Origin of the sequence: Haloarcula salinisoli, from assembly GCF_019599405.1 — an archaeon.
GTDB classification, from domain to species: domain Archaea; phylum Halobacteriota; class Halobacteria; order Halobacteriales; family Haloarculaceae; genus Haloarcula; species Haloarcula salinisoli.
In genome coordinates this window covers 308,056-322,036 of the sequence record NZ_RKLQ01000001.1, presented here as the reverse complement: position 1 = coordinate 322,036, position 13,981 = coordinate 308,056, and the positions used below count along the sequence as shown (strand labels likewise).

Annotated in this window: 15 protein-coding genes; 6 read left to right on the top strand and 9 right to left on the bottom strand. The window is 66.3% G+C overall.

Going from position 1 to position 13,981, the window contains the following annotated elements; translation table 11 throughout:
- Positions 1–8: 8 nt before the first annotated feature.
- The 3 genes from trpA to trpC are packed head-to-tail and all read right to left on the bottom strand — an operon-like array spanning position 9 to position 2,898.
- Positions 9–839, bottom strand: coding sequence for a tryptophan synthase subunit alpha (gene trpA / locus EGD98_RS01670; protein WP_220586611.1), 831 nt, complete (start codon positions 837–839; stop codon positions 9–11).
- Entirely contained in the window at positions 839–2,101 is a 1,263-nt protein-coding gene (gene trpB / locus EGD98_RS01665) for a tryptophan synthase subunit beta (protein ID WP_220586610.1), read from the bottom strand. Before trpB ends, trpA begins: the two co-directional genes overlap by 1 nt.
- On the bottom strand, positions 2,098–2,898 hold the full coding sequence (gene trpC, locus EGD98_RS01660; RefSeq protein ID WP_220586609.1) for an indole-3-glycerol phosphate synthase: 801 nt from the start codon (positions 2,896–2,898) through the stop codon (positions 2,098–2,100). Before trpC ends, trpB begins: the two co-directional genes overlap by 4 nt.
- Positions 2,899–3,003: 105 nt before the next feature.
- On the opposite strand from trpC, the gene EGD98_RS01655 reads away from it, so the two are divergent.
- From EGD98_RS01655 to EGD98_RS01645, 3 genes are all read left to right on the top strand, one after another.
- The gene (locus EGD98_RS01655) at positions 3,004–3,357 is read left to right on the top strand and encodes a hypothetical protein (protein ID WP_220586608.1); all 354 of its coding nucleotides are present in this window, start codon (positions 3,004–3,006) and stop codon (positions 3,355–3,357) included.
- Between the two features lie 71 nt (positions 3,358–3,428).
- Positions 3,429–3,893, top strand: coding sequence for a DUF3592 domain-containing protein (locus tag EGD98_RS01650; RefSeq protein ID WP_220586607.1), 465 nt, complete (start codon positions 3,429–3,431; stop codon positions 3,891–3,893).
- Positions 3,894–3,952: 59 nt separating this feature from the next.
- Positions 3,953–4,423: an MGMT family protein gene (locus tag EGD98_RS01645; RefSeq protein ID WP_220586606.1), complete on the top strand. Its 471-nt coding sequence runs from the start codon at positions 3,953–3,955 to the stop codon at positions 4,421–4,423.
- Between the two features lie 13 nt (positions 4,424–4,436).
- Here EGD98_RS01645 and EGD98_RS01640 read toward each other — a convergent pair whose 3' ends face one another.
- The gene (locus EGD98_RS01640; protein ID WP_220586605.1) at positions 4,437–5,279 is read right to left on the bottom strand and encodes a CPBP family intramembrane glutamic endopeptidase; all 843 of its coding nucleotides are present in this window, start codon (positions 5,277–5,279) and stop codon (positions 4,437–4,439) included.
- The gene (lonB, locus tag EGD98_RS01635; RefSeq protein ID WP_220586604.1) at positions 5,280–7,388 is read right to left on the bottom strand and encodes an ATP-dependent protease LonB; all 2,109 of its coding nucleotides are present in this window, start codon (positions 7,386–7,388) and stop codon (positions 5,280–5,282) included. It lies immediately after the preceding gene.
- Positions 7,389–7,559: 171 nt separating this feature from the next.
- On the opposite strand from lonB, the gene EGD98_RS01630 reads away from it, so the two are divergent.
- Complete coding sequence (locus EGD98_RS01630; RefSeq protein WP_220586603.1) at positions 7,560–8,123, top strand: nicotinamide-nucleotide adenylyltransferase; 564 nt, start codon at positions 7,560–7,562, stop codon at positions 8,121–8,123.
- A complete protein-coding gene (locus tag EGD98_RS01625) occupies positions 8,123–8,878 on the top strand; it encodes an SAM hydrolase/SAM-dependent halogenase family protein (protein WP_220586602.1) in 756 nt (251 codons plus the stop codon). The genes EGD98_RS01630 and EGD98_RS01625 overlap by 1 nt, the downstream gene beginning before the upstream one ends.
- A gap of 8 nt (positions 8,879–8,886) precedes the next feature.
- Here the strand turns inward: EGD98_RS01625 and EGD98_RS01620 are convergent, their stop codons facing one another.
- The 3 genes from EGD98_RS01620 to thsA form a co-directional block, all read right to left on the bottom strand.
- Positions 8,887–9,444 carry a hypothetical protein gene (locus EGD98_RS01620; protein ID WP_220586601.1) on the bottom strand — a complete coding sequence of 186 codons (558 nt, stop codon included), beginning with the start codon at positions 9,442–9,444 and terminating at the stop codon, positions 8,887–8,889.
- 7 nt (positions 9,445–9,451) lie between these two features.
- Complete coding sequence (locus EGD98_RS01615) at positions 9,452–9,649, bottom strand: hypothetical protein (protein WP_220586600.1); 198 nt, start codon at positions 9,647–9,649, stop codon at positions 9,452–9,454.
- Between the two features lie 659 nt (positions 9,650–10,308).
- Positions 10,309–11,868: a thermosome subunit alpha gene (gene thsA / locus EGD98_RS01610; RefSeq protein WP_220588016.1), complete on the bottom strand. Its 1,560-nt coding sequence runs from the start codon at positions 11,866–11,868 to the stop codon at positions 10,309–10,311.
- 185 nt (positions 11,869–12,053) lie between these two features.
- Between thsA and EGD98_RS01605 the strand changes: the two genes are divergently transcribed.
- A complete protein-coding gene (locus EGD98_RS01605) occupies positions 12,054–12,872 on the top strand; it encodes an amidohydrolase family protein (RefSeq protein WP_220586599.1) in 819 nt (272 codons plus the stop codon).
- On the opposite strand, the gene EGD98_RS01600 is transcribed toward EGD98_RS01605, so the two are convergent.
- Positions 12,869–13,762, bottom strand: coding sequence for a glycosyltransferase family 2 protein (locus EGD98_RS01600; protein ID WP_220586598.1), 894 nt, complete (start codon positions 13,760–13,762; stop codon positions 12,869–12,871). The genes EGD98_RS01605 and EGD98_RS01600 overlap by 4 nt on opposite strands.
- Positions 13,763–13,981 lie beyond the last annotated feature (219 nt).

Genomic DNA, 13,981 nt, shown 5'->3' with positions numbered 1-13,981 from the left:
AAGAACGATTAAGTTCGTTCCGGTTGCGGCCGTTCCTGTGCCCCCCGCAGGGCACCATCCTTGAGTTCTCTGGCCAGCGCTTCGAGTCGGTCGGCCACCTCCGCTGTCGGGTCGCCGTTCTCGTAGCCCTCGGCGACGATATCGACCAGCGCGGAGCCGACGATGACGCCGTCGGCGCCGGCACCGACGATACGCTCGGCGTGGTCGCCGGTCTTGATACCGAAGCCGACGGCCTTGGGCACGTCCCAGTCGGCGATGCGGGCAAGCGACTCCTCGGTGGCGTCGTCGACGTCGTCGCGCGCGCCGGTGACGCCCAGACGGGCCTGGACGTAGACGTAGCCAGAGACCTGCTCGCGCATCCGTTCGAGTCGTTCCGGCGTGGTGGTCGGGGCGACGATGAAGACCAGATCGAGGCCGAACTCGTCACACGCGTCCCGGAGCGGGCCGGCCTCCTCGGCCGGCAGGTCGGGCACGACGAAGCCGCTGATTCCGACGTCGGCGGCCTTCTCGACGAAGGGGCGAGGTCCCTCGTCCGCGCCATACTGATAAATCAGATTGTAGTAGGTCATACAGACCAGCGGCACGTCTACGTCGAGGTCTTCGACGAACTCGAAGAACCGCTCGACGGTCATCCCCGACTCCAGTGCGCGGACGATGGCGTTCTGGATGGTCGTCCCCTCGGCGATGGGCTCGGAGAAAGGTAAGCCGAGTTCGATGGCGTCGGCGCCGCCCTCGGCCAGCGCCTCGACGTACGCCAGCGAGTCCTCGTAGTTCGGGTCGCCCGCGGCGAGATACGGGACGAAGGCTGGTTCGTCCGCGAAGGCCGATTCGAGCCCCATCAGAGCCCACTCCCGCCCATCCGCTGGAGGATGGACATATCGGGCGCGATATCTAGGTCGCGCTTGGTCGTCTCCTCGATGACGGTCTCTAAGTCCTTGTCCCCGCGCCCCGAGACGTTGACGACGACGGTGTCGCCGAGGTCCTCGTGGTACTTCTCCAGATAGCCAAAGGCGTGAGCGGTTTCGAGCGCTGGGATGATACCTTCGTCCTGGGAGAGGCGGTGGAACGCCTCCAGGGCGAGGTCGTCGTCGACGTTGACCGGAGTGACCCGGCCTTCGTCGACGAGATGGGCGAGTTCCGGTCCGACGCCGGCGTAGTCCAGCCCCGCGGAGACCGAATGTGACTCCATTATCTGTCCGTCCGAATCCTGCAGGAGTTTGGTTCGCGCGCCGTGGAGGACGCCCTCGTCGCCGGTCGAGAGGGTCGCGGAGTTGGGGGCGACCCCCTCGTCCTCGTCGACGGTGAGCGAGGAGCCGCCGGCCTCGACGGCGTGCAGTGCGACTTCTTCATCATCCACGAACTCCGCAAACGCACCCATCGTGTTCGAGCCGCCGCCGGCACAGGCCACCACGTCGGTCGGGAGCCCGCCGGTCTGTTCGATGGCCTGTTCGCGGGCTTCCTCCGAGATGACCGACTGGAAGTCCCGCACCATCTTCGGGAACGGGTGGGGTCCGACGACACTCCCGATGACGTAGTGGGTGTTCTCGACGGTGGTCGCCCACTCGCGCATCGTCTCCGAGATTGCCTCCTTCAGGGTGCCCCGGCCCACGGTCACCGGCACGACCTCCGAGCCGTTTATCTTAATCCGGAAGACGTTGGGCCGCTGGCGGGCGATGTCGGTCTCGCCCATGTAAATCTCACAGGGCATATCCAGGTGGGCTGCGGCCATCGCCGTCGCGGTGCCGTGTTGCCCGGCGCCGGTCTCGGCGATGATGCGCTCTTTGCCCATGTATTTGGCGAGCAAGACCTGTCCGAGCGCGTTGTTGAGCTTGTGAGCGCCGCCGTGGAGCAGGTCCTCGCGTTTCAGGTAGACGTCGGTGTCGTACCGTTCGGAGAGCTGGTCGGCGTACTGCAGCGGGGTCGGCCGGCCGCCGAAGTCCGCCAGTCTGGAACGGAACTCGTCCATGAAGCCGTCTTCGTTGTTCAGTACGTACCGCTCGTAGGCGTCGGCCAGCTCCTCGATGGCCGGCATCAACGCCTCGGGTACGAACTGTCCGCCGTACTCGCCGAACTTGGGGTCGTGTGCGTCCTCTGTACTCATGTCTGTGTGTCCGTATCTGTCGCGGCCGTCAGCCGCCGAGTGTTCGCCGTCACGTCCGAATCGCCGCCGTGGTCCATGATGGCCGAGCCGACCAGCAGGGCGTCGGCCCCGGCCTCGCGCATCCGGACGACGTCGTCCGGTGAGCCTATGCCGCTTTCCGCAATGAGCGTGACGGCTTCGGGCGCCGCCGTGGCCGCGTCGGGGAACGTCGCCAGGTCGACCTCCAGTTTCGCGAGGTCGCGGTTGTTCACGCCGACGATGTCCGCGCCGGCCTCGACCGCTCGCTCGACTTCCGCGGCCGTGTGGGCCTCCACGAGCACCTGAAAGCCACGCTCGCGGGCCGCCGAGAGCAGGTCTTCCAGGGAGTCCGTCCCGTCTTCTTCCAGGAACCGCACGATGAGGAGGATAACGTCGGCTTCGACTACGTCCAGCTGTTCCTCGTGCAGGATGAAATCCTTGCGCAGTACCGGGACGTCGACGGCCTCGCGGACCCGCTGTAAGGTCTCGGCCGAGCCGCCGAAGTGGTCGGGCTCCGTGAGCACCGACAGGGCCGCCGCGCCGCCCGCGACCATCGCCTCGGCGAGTTCGACCGGGTCGTCGGTCCGCTCGCCGTCGGCGGTCGGGCTCGTCGGCTTGACCTCCGCGATGACCGGTACGCGACCGTCCGCCTCGGCCGCTTCGAACGCGGCGGGCAGCGAGCGCGCGTCGACCGCGACACGGTCACCGCCGCCCCCGCGCTCGCGGGCCGCCGCGAGTATCGACTGTACTTCCGGGGCCATTCGTCCGTTAGATTCCATTACTGAACACTAACGTACAGAAGTGTACATAAGTGTTGTCGTCTACTGGCAGAATTCGGGTCGGTGCCGGGCTTTTTGCGGTCGGAGAGCCACGGATGAGACGAGATGGGTACCACCCCACCATCGCGGGCCCCGATGCTGGTCGGCACGCTGGGACTGGCCGGACTGACGGGCTGGGCGATAGCCACCAACGGCCCCCTCCCGCTTGCGGTCTTTCTCGGAACCGCGACGGTCGTCGGAGCGGTCGGCGCCAGCGAGGTAGTGGCCGAGGTCGCGTCGTGGTACTACGTCCTCCAGAGTGCGATGCTGGGGCTGTTCGGCGTCGGGCTGCTGTTGCTCGGCTACGGCTCGCCGCTGGTCGTGGGACTGACGGCCGGCTTCGTCTGCTCGGGACTTCTCTTCGCCGTCCGGTACAGACGCTCGCGCGCGGCCACCCCACCGCCCGAGGAGAACGCGTAGAAGGAGTCGTGGCCCTAGATTACAACCCACTAAACCGGAAATAATATACTCGAATCCCGAACAGCCGATGTATGGGGATATTCGACAAGAACGGGCAAAAAGTGCTACTCGCCCTCGCGGTTCTCGCGCTCGTCCCTGCCATCGGTTTGTTCGCACTCACAGCCTCCTACCAGTCAGCGGCACAGACTCCGGTGCAGGCGACGATCGTCGAAACGAACTCCGAGCCGGATCCAGATTACGACTATGCCTTCGAGCTACACGTCACGTACGAGTACGAATACGAGAGGAAGACCTACGAATCGAACAACATCTACCCGCTGCAAGAAGAGATGTCGGGTCTCTCGGAGTCAGAGCTGCAGGAAGCGAAGCAGACGTACGCTGAGGGAACGAACGTGACAGCGTACATCGACGCAGAGAACCCGGGGACAGCACGTCTCAAGGAATCAAATGCGCCAGGGGCTGGCGCCGATGCGATAATTCCCCTCGTATTCGGACTCGTTCTCATGGGTTTGTTCGTGGTACGGGCCCTGACGTAGCCCTCACAGTCGTCGACAGCAGTCCGTATATTCAAGGGCCAGCGGGCCGATTGGCAGCCATGGAGACACCATCGGGAGACGCCGGCATCTACGCACGGGAGTCCGCGTATCTCGACCGCCACGTCCAGTTCGGCGAAGCCGGGGACCGGATACTCTCCGTGTCGTTCCCGACACAGCCAGATGCCGACGCCGACGACAGCCATCCGCTGCTGGACCGTATCGAGGCGTACCTCGGCGGGGCGGGTGAGGAGTTCGAGGACGTGACCGTCGGGCTGACGGTGCCGACCGCCCAGCGTAACGTCCTCGAAGCCGTCCAGCAGATTCCCTACGGTGAGGAGGGGACAGTCGAGCAGGTCGTGATGATGACACAGGGACTGGGGGCCGACGAGCAGGAGGACCAGCAACAGGTCCGGGAAGCGCTCGCGGCCAATCCCGCACCGCTGTTGATTCCCGACCACCGCGTGCGCGACGGCCCCAGTGGCGCGCCGCCCGAGGTCGAGCAGAAGCTTCGGTCCGTCGAGGGGCTGTAGGCGACGCCGGGGTTCAGGACGCCGACCCCAGCCGCCGAACTCCCAGTCCCTCGTGGACACAGAGTTCCAGGGCGTTGACGAGATAGTGGGCGACGACGACGGCCAGCAGGCTGTTCGTGAGCACGAAGAGGGCGCCCAGTGCCGCCCCGAGCGCGCCCGTGACGACGATACCGACCCGCCCCTGGGCGCCGTGGCCCAGCGCGAACGCCACCGAGGAGACGACGACCATCGCGGGGGCGGGCATACCCAGTCCGGTGACCGGGACGCCGATAGCGGCGGCCCGAAAGAGCAGTTCCTCGACGAGAGCGATTATCGGCAAGACGACGCCCAGCAGGACGACCCACCCGCCGGCCGAGTCGGGTGCGAGCAGCTCGCGCAGGGACTCGTCGACCCCGATGCCGAAGCCGTCGGCGACCGCTGCGGCGAACTCGTTGCCCACCCAGAATCCGACGCCGGCCGCCAGCCCGAGACCGACGGCCGGCAGCCCCGTCGATAGTGCGTCGGCGGTGACGCCAAAGGCAGCGAGAGGTATCTCGAAGAAGAACGCACCGCCCAGCAGGAGCAGGCCGAACAGGCCCTGTGTGAGCGCGACGTTCGCGAGCACGGCGCCCGTCGACAGTGTATCGCTGGAGAGCTGCCCCTCGATGTGCCGGCGCTCCCTGGCGGCCCTCGCGGTCTCGAACCGCGGATAGGTGTCGTCGGCGGGGCCAGCAGCCGAGAGTCGTTCCAGTCCGTCGGTGCGGGCGGTGACGCCGCCGCCCTCAGCCGAGAGCGAGCGCTGGGAGAGTTTCGAAAGCGCGAGTAACACAGTCAGCAGAAAGCCCGTGAGGCCGACGAACGCGGCCCACTGGGGCATCTATTGCGGGCTGGGACTGCCGCTGCCCTGTCGCCCGACCTCGTGTTCGAGCGCCTTGCCCGTGATGGACTTGAGGCGGTCGACCAGCGAGTCCTTCTCGGGCTCGCCGGCCAGGGCCACTTCGAGCACTTCCGAGATGTGTGAGACCGGGATGATCTCTATCATCTCCTCGTACTCCTCCTCTATCATCACGTCCTGGGTGTTGGCCTCGGGGATGATGACCGTGTCGAGGCCGGCCTTGGCGGCCGCCTCTATCTTGTGGGTGACCCCGCCGACCGGGAGCACGTCACCGCGGACCGACAGCGAGCCGGTCATGGCGATGTGCTGTTCGATGGGGACGTTCTCCAGTGCGCTGATGACCGCGGTCGCGACCGTGATAGAGGCGGAGTCGCCGTCGACGCCGCCCTCACCGGCCTGCACGAACTGGATGTGGACGTCCTTCTCGGAGATGTCCTCGTCCGAGAACTTCTTGATGATGGCGGAGACGTTTTGCACTGCTTCCTCGGCCATCTCCTTGAGCTGGCCGGTCGCGATGACCTGGCCCGGACCCTGCGAGGGGGTGACCTCGGCCATCACCGGGAGGACGATACCGCTGTCCTCGCCCATGACGGCGAGCCCGTTGACGCGGCCGACGACGTCGCCGTCGTTGACCGTGAGCTCGTAGTCCTTGCGGCGCTCGATGTAGTTGTCCGCGAGCTGTTGCTCGATGGACCGAGAGCGCCGTTTGGCCTGCAGCACGTCCTCGCGGGTGGTGCGGTCCTTGTCCTCGGCGCGGGCGATGTCGCCCGCGACGCGGACCAGCCCACCGAGGTCGCGGAACTTCAGCGTGAGGTGGCCCTTCCGACCCGCACGGCGGCGGGCTTCGAGGATGAGTTCCTCGACGGCCTCCTCGGTGAAGTGGGGCAGGCGCCCGTCGTTCTCGACTTCCTGGGCGACAAAGCGGGTGTACTTCCGGCGCATCTCTGCGTCGTCCTCGATGGTGTCGTCCATGTACACCTCGTAGCCATAGCCCTTGATACGGGAGCGCAGCGCCGGGTGCATGTTCTCCATGGCGTCGAGGTTCCCCGCCGCTATCATGATGAAGTCCGTCGGGACCGGCTCCGTCTGGACCATCGCCCCGGAGGAGCGCTCGGACTGGCCCGTGATGCCGAACTCGCCCTCCTGGATGGCGGTCATCAGCTTCTGCTGGGAGCGGATGTCGAGCGTGTTGATCTCGTCGACGAACAGCACACCCTTGTTGGCCTTGTGGATGGCACCGGGCTCGACGCGGTCGTGGCTCGGCGTCTCCATCCCACCGGACTGGAAGGGGTCGTGGCGAACGTCGCCCAGCAAGGCACCCGCGTGAGCGCCGGTCGCGTCCTCGAAGGGCGCGGTCTTCTGGCTGGCGTTGTTGACCAGCAGGTTCGGAATCATCGAGTCGCTGCCACGCGAACTGTAGCGGAAGGCGAGATAGATGACACCTGCGGCGAGAATCCCCAGCAGAATCTGCTGGGCGATAATCAGCGAGTAGCCGATGACGATGGCGATGATGATCCACATCAGGAAGGTCCGCATCTGGTTGCGCTTGCGGGCCTCCTCCTTGTGGGCCTCGACTATCTGTTCGCCCTTTCCGCCGGGAACGGTGCGAACCTTCGGCTCGTTCCCGTCGTCGGGGTTGTGATAGACCAGCACGTCCTGCAGTTCCTCGCGCGGGAGCAGCTGGCTCATCGCCTTCGCGAGCATCGACTTGCCCGTCCCGGGCGAGCCGATCATCATCACGTGGCGGCGCTGCTTGGCTGCCTTTTTGATTACGTCCCGTGCGTGGTCCTGTCCGATGACCTGGTCGACGAGGCGGTCGGGGACCTCGATTTCCTCGGTCGAGTCGATGTCGAGGCCGCCCAGCAGTTGCTCTTCGGCGTCCTCGAACTCGGACCCACCCTCAATCTCGACGTCGCTGCCGAGCGTCGTGTCCGACGTTGCTCCCTCGCCGGTGTCGGGCGCCTCGCCCTCGGAGTCGGACGCCTCTTCCCTGGCCACCTGCTGGCCAGCGGCGGGCGTCTCTTCCTCCTCGGGTTCGGTCGCCTCCCGGTCGGCGTCGGGAGCCGCGTCAGTGTCGGTGTTGTCGCTCATACAAACGTTGTTAACATCGGTTTGGAAGGCCTGTCCACTGATATACTTTCTCCCCGGGTGTACCGTTACCACACCCGCGTAATCGCCAGACAGCGGCGGTTCGGGCTAGGGTGAGTTCACACCAGTCGAAAGCCCGTCGGGTTTATCAGACCGCCAACCGCACTTCCCCGTATGCGCGGGTTCTACATCGGTCGGTTCCAGCCCTACCACGACGGCCACCACGCGATGGTCGGACGCATCGCCGAGGAGGTCGACGAGCTGGTACTGGGTATCGGGAGCGCCGACGATTCGCACACGACACACGACCCGTTCACCGCGGGCGAGCGCATCATGATGATAACGAAGGCCGTCGCCGAGTTCGACCTGCCGACCTACGTCGTTCCACTCGAGGACATCAACCGCAACGCCGTCTGGGTGAGCCACGTCGAGAGCATGTGCCCGGAGTTCGAGGTGGCGTACTCGAACAACCCCCTCGTCGTTCGGCTATTCGAGGAGAGCGGCATCGAGGTGCGCCAGTCGCCCATGTTCGACCGTGACCGGCTGGAGGGCAGCGAGATACGCGAGCGGATAATCGCTGACCGGGCGTGGCGCGACCGCGTCCCCGACCCGGTCGTCGAGACCATCGAGGAGATAAACGGTATCCAGCGGCTCCGGCACATTTCCGATACGGACTCGCTGGCCCGCTACGTGGCCGAAGACGAGTCCCTCGAGGAAGCGGACCTCGGCGAAGACTGATGATAACGCTCACCTCCGACTTCGGTTCCCCCTATCCCGCGGCGATGAAAGGCGTCATCTGCCAGCACAGCGACGCCCGCCTCGTGGATATCGCCCACGACCTCCCCAGACAGGACGTGCGGGCGGCGGCGTTCTGGCTGACCCAGACGCTGCCGTATTTCCCCCCGGCGGTCCACTGCGTCGTCGTCGACCCCGGCGTCGGCACCGACCGCGCCGCGCTGGCCCTCCGCGCCGGCGACCACGCCCTCGTCGGCCCCGACAACGGGGTCCTGCTCCCGGCCGCCCGGAGACTGGCTGACGAGGTGGAGGTGTTCCGCTGGGCCTACGAGGACCCCGAGAGCGCGACGTTCCACGGCCGGGACGTCTTTGCCCCCGCCGCGGCGACCGTCCACAACCACGGCGTGGCCGGGCTGGACGAGCTGCCGCGGGCCTCCCGGACCGACGGCTACGTCGACCGCCGCTTCCCGGACCCGACGGTCGACCGCGACGGCGCTCGCGGCGAAGTACTCGTCGTCGACGAGTTCGGCAACGCCATCACCAACGTCTCCGGCGAGGAGCTACGGGCCCACGGTGGCGAGACGGTCACGGTGAACGGGCTTCGAGCGCCGGTGCGACGGGCCTACGCCGGCGTCGAGGCCGGCGAACCGCTGGTCACCGTCGGGAGCCACGGTAACGTCGAACTCGCGGTCAATCGGGGCCGTGGCGACGACGCCTTCGGCGTCGCGGCGGGCGACGACATCGAGTTGCGCTGGTGACGGGCGGCCTAGTCGTTGAGGTCCATACCGCTGCAGTTCGGGAACTCAGACTGCTCCGGGCACTCCTCGCATTCATCGAGCGCGGTCAGGCCCTTGTAGGCGACGTAGGGGACCAGCATGACAAGGAAGAACCCGACGGCGGGGAGTCGGACGGCCGGGCGGAAGACGACCGGATACGCCAGACAGGCAAGCCCCACGGCGAGGACGGCCTTCGTGAGGACACGGAGCGTGTGCTCGCTCGTCCGGTAGATGAGCTCGTACAGGAGTCGGCTCCCACGCCGGTACAGCAGTTTGTACCCCACCATCGGGACGATGGCGCCGACGCCGACGGCGTAGAACGCCAGCACGGGCAGCGTCGCGACCGCCGGGACGGTCAGGTGAAGCAGGGAAAGCACCAGCAGCGACGCCAGCCCGACCGGGTAGACGATAAAACAGCCCATACACAGTTCGAGACCGCGCAGCTCGAACGTGTGGTGGTCGTAGTACTCACAGCTTGGATGGTGGGCGAGGACGAACCGGTCGACGTCGTCCAGTGCCCCAGCGATGCGTCCGATGAGGTCGACCATCGCCCGATTAGAGCTCGTTGCTGCAGTTCGGGCACGAGGAAGCGGCCATGTCGGCCGTCTCTCGACACTCGGGACAGACCTGTCGCTCCTCCTTGTTGGCGAAGTAGTAGTAGATACCAACCGGGAGACAGACCAGGAGCCCGAGGACCAGGACGGCCATCTCTCCGGCGAACTCTTCTTTCGTTTCTGGAGTTTCTGTTGACATACAGAGAGGCCGTTCAAAAGGGGGGCAAATAATATTTCCGGCCGGAGAATTAATTAAATTTTTGATAGTTGTTCGAGCTTTTAGGCTCGCCGAAAACCGACAACTTTTTGTATTTTAGGCGTGCCTAAACCAATGTATGCCGGACGAACAGGCGCCCCCGCTGTCGCGTCGTGGGTGTGAGACGGGCTGGAGCGAGCCTGTTCGCCGGACTGCGGTCACCGAGCGAGTCACGGGAGGTGAGACCACAACGAACTGACGACAGCGTCGCGGAACTGTTGTCCGTCGTGTCCGGCCACCGCCGCCTCCGGGCGGCGAGGGTCGTGACAACGGGCGACGGTCCCCGGCAAACGGTGCCATCTGTTATCGCGGCGACGTACCGTGGGCATGGTCGTCGGTCACACCGACGCTGTCGCCGCACCACGAGCTCCAACTCGTGTCTGTCCCTTCTTGCGGTTCGTCACACCCGACAGCTAATAGCCTGCTGTGTCGGTCTGTCTATGAATTACTCTGTACTGCGAGTGTCAGAAAATCGGCGATAGGGCCGTGTTAAACGGCTTCCGACGAGCTGGAATCTCGTCTACCGAAGCCCTCGCGCTCAAACGCTCGGGTGGTTAACTCACGGCTTTGCCGTTCGTTTCGAGGTCGCGGGGCGACCTCGCTTAGCTCGACGAGATGACGTCGTCGATGCGGACGATCATCGTCGCGGCCTCGGTGGCCGAGTCGACCGCTTCGCGCTTGACCGCGGCGGGGTCGAGGATACCGTACTCGATGGGGTTGTCGACGACGCCCGTCTGGCCCTCGCTGATGACACCGGCGATGCCCTCGCTCTCGTGGCGCGAGCGCAGGTCGACCAGGGCGTCGATGGCGTCGAGGCCGGTGTTCTCCGCGAGCGTGCGCGGGAGGACGTCGATAGCGTCGGCGAACGCCTCGACAGCGAGCTGTTTGCGGCCCTCGATGGAGGCGGCCTTCGAGCGGATGTGGTCGGCGGCGGCGATCTCGGTCGCGCCGGCGCCGGGAACGACGCCGCCGGCGTCGAGGGCGGCGATGGTCACGTCGAGTGCGTCGTTGAGCGCGCGCTCAATCTCGTCGACGACGTGCTCGGTCGAGCCACGCGCGAAGACGGTGACCTTCTCCGCGGCGGCGCCGCCCTGGATGAAGGTGACCTCCTCGTCGCCGTGCTTCTCGACGCCGACAGACTCGGCAAAGCCAAGCGCGTCGGAATCGAGGTCCTCGACGGAGCCGACGCGCTTGGCGCCGGTGGTCTCGACGATGTCCTTCGCGGTGCCGGAGCTGACACTCTCGACGGCCAGCACGCCGGCTTTCGCCAGCTGGGAGGCGACGCGGTCCGCGACGTCGTCGGTGACGAAGACGACGTCAGCGCCCGAGTCGACGACCGCTTCCGCGTACCCCGACAGCTCCTGCTCCTCGGCGTCTAAGGCGGCGTTGAGCTGGTCGACGTTGGTGACGTTGTACTGGGCGTCGACGTTGCTCTCCTTGACGTCGAGTTCGGCGTCGAGGACGGCGATGTCTGCGTCCTCGACCGAGTGGGGCATGTTGTCGTGGACGGGCGTGTCGTCGATGATGACGCCCTCGACGAGCTCCGTCGCGGAGGTGGCCGCGCCGGTCTGGGTGTGGACCTCGATGTTGTCACGCAGGACCCCGTTGTCGGTCTTGGCGTGGCGCACCGCGTCGACGATGACCTCGGCGAGTCGCTCGGCGTCGACGTCGCCGGTGCCCTTGCCGGTCATGGAGGACTCGGCGACCTCGACGAGCGTGTCGTCGTCGAGTTCGACGTCGAGTACTTCGGCCTCGATAGCCTCCTGGGCCAGACCCGCGGCCTCGTGGTAGCCCTCGACGATGGTCGTCGGGTGGACGTCGTCGTCGAGCAGGTCCTCGGCCTTCGCGAGCAGTTCACCGGCCAGAACCGACGCCGTGGTCGTCCCGTCGCCGACCTCGTCCTCCTGGGTCTGGGCGACTTCGACGATCATCTGTGCGGCCGGGTGTTCGATGTCCATCTCCGAGAGGATGGTCGCGCCGTCGTTCGTGATGACGACGTCGCCGCTGTCGGAGACGAGCATCTTGTCCATGCCTCGGGGACCGAGGGTGGTGCGTACGGCCTCGCTAACGGCCTTGCCGGCAGAGATGTTCGACGACTGTGCGTCCTTCCCGTGTGTACGCTGGGCGTCCTCGTCGAGAATGAAGAGGGGCTGGCCGCCCATGCGTCGCTGGCCAGATGACATAGTGATGTAGCCTCACTTTGTTCATCGCAAGCGGTTCTATATAAAAACTTCGGTTGGGAGAGCTCGCCGACCCACGGAAGAGAGTACGATGCGACCCCCAGCGGCCGGTGTCCACGCCATGAGGGCCCGATGATTTATTAGCGGGTTCATCCCATGTCATGTAGATGCTGGAGCTGGAGCACGGCTTTCGAGTAGTGGACGTTCACGCACGCGTGGAACCGGACGAACAGCGCCGGCCACGACCCGGGCTGGGCGACCCCGAACAGCTCGAACGGGAGATGCACCAGGCCGGGGTCGTCCGTGCCGTCGTCTATCCGGGCGCCCGCGAGGGTGATTATCTGACGGCCAACAACGCCGTCGCGCGAATGTCGGTCGGCCGCCCACTGGTGGCCTTCGCCCGTATCGACGGTGCCCGCGAACCGGGCGGCGGCGCCGGCTCGCGGCTCCGGAACCTCGCCGGACGGGGCGGCGGGGACCACACGACACCCGAAGACATCGAGCAGTACGCCTACGACGACCGCTTCTACGGCTTCAAGCTCCACCCGGGGAAGGACGGGCTGCCGACCGAGGCCGTCCTCGAACAGCTGGCCGACGTCGCCCTGCCGGTGCTCGTCCACGGCGGCGAGGACGTTCCCCCGTCGGCTATCGCCGACGAGCTGCTGGGCTACGACATCCCCGTCATCCTCGCCCACTTCGGTGCCCACCCGCTGCGCGTGGGGCTGATGGACGAGGCCATCGCCCTGCTTTCCGACCACGACCAGCTCTATCTGGACACGAGCGTCGTCCGCTACCGGGACCCGCTGGAGCGGGCGATTCGCGAACACCCCGACCGGGTGCTGTTTGGCAGCGGCTCGCCACACACCCACCCGAACGTCGCAGTGATGGAGATTCTCACGCTGGACGTCCCCGAAGACGCGATGAAGAAGGTGTTCTCGAACAACGCCGGCCGGGTCGTCGACCCGCTCGCACCCCGGCAGTTCTAGCGCCAGTCGTACACTGCGACGGCCCGGTCGGCACGCACGGAGCGGCCGTTTGGATTCACACCATCCCGGAACCGCGCGAGAAGACCGTCCTTGCTGCCGGTCCCTGCGCCCCCGACGACATCCCGGCCGGTCGAGAACCACTGCGACGGGGCCGTGTTCCCCTTTGCGACGCCTTTCAGTGCCTGGACGGCGTCGCTGCCGGCGTGGCTCAGTATCCGTCGCGCCACCGTCGGCCGGACGCCGTAGTTTTTCACCAGCCGGTAGGAAAGCGACCGGTACTTCCAGTGCCAGTTCCGTTCGCGGATGCCACCGTCGGCCTCGAACTCCCGGCGCACGCACATCCCGCTGTCCCAGCCCACCGTGTACTCTCGCTCGGCCAGGCGGTGGGCCACGTCGCGGGAACTCCCTATCTGGAGATACTCGTCGAAGCCATCGAGCGCGTCGAGGGCCTCGCGGCGGAAGGCGACGTTCCCGGCGTTGAAGTAGGTGACCGCTCGTCCGGCGATGGTCCGTGACTCCTTGGACTCGGTCGTCATACCCGCTGTGAGTTGCTCGTGGGTGGGCCCCGTCACCGCCGCGTGGGCCTCGATGCCCGCCCGAACGGCCTCGCCCCACCCATCCTCGACGGAGAGGGTGTGACTCACCAGCGCCACGACGTCACCCGTCGCCCGGTCGAGGCCGGCGTTGCGGGCGACGGTGACAGACCGGTCCGCGATTTCGACCAGTACGTCGACGTCCGACCGGTCACGGACCATCCCGGTCGTGCCATCGGCAGAGGGCCCGTTGACGACGATGACCTCGGCGTCGGGCACCTGCTCGGCGAGTGCGTCCAGACAGCCGGCCAGCTCCTCCCGGCCGTTCAGCGTCGGGACCACTACCGATAGCTCCATGCTCCACGATTCGACGCCGGAACCGCTTAAAAGTCGCGGGCTGGGGCCAGCAGGTATACCCCCTGTTGTGAACGGCTGGAACACCCCGGCAGCCGGCAGTCGCGTCGTGAACGGCCCTTTCAGTCCACCCCGCGCTCTTTGATCAACCAGCATGGGTGGGACTGAAAGGGGCCGTGCTATGGGCGAACCCCGGCGTTCGCAAGAGCGGAGCTCTTGCGC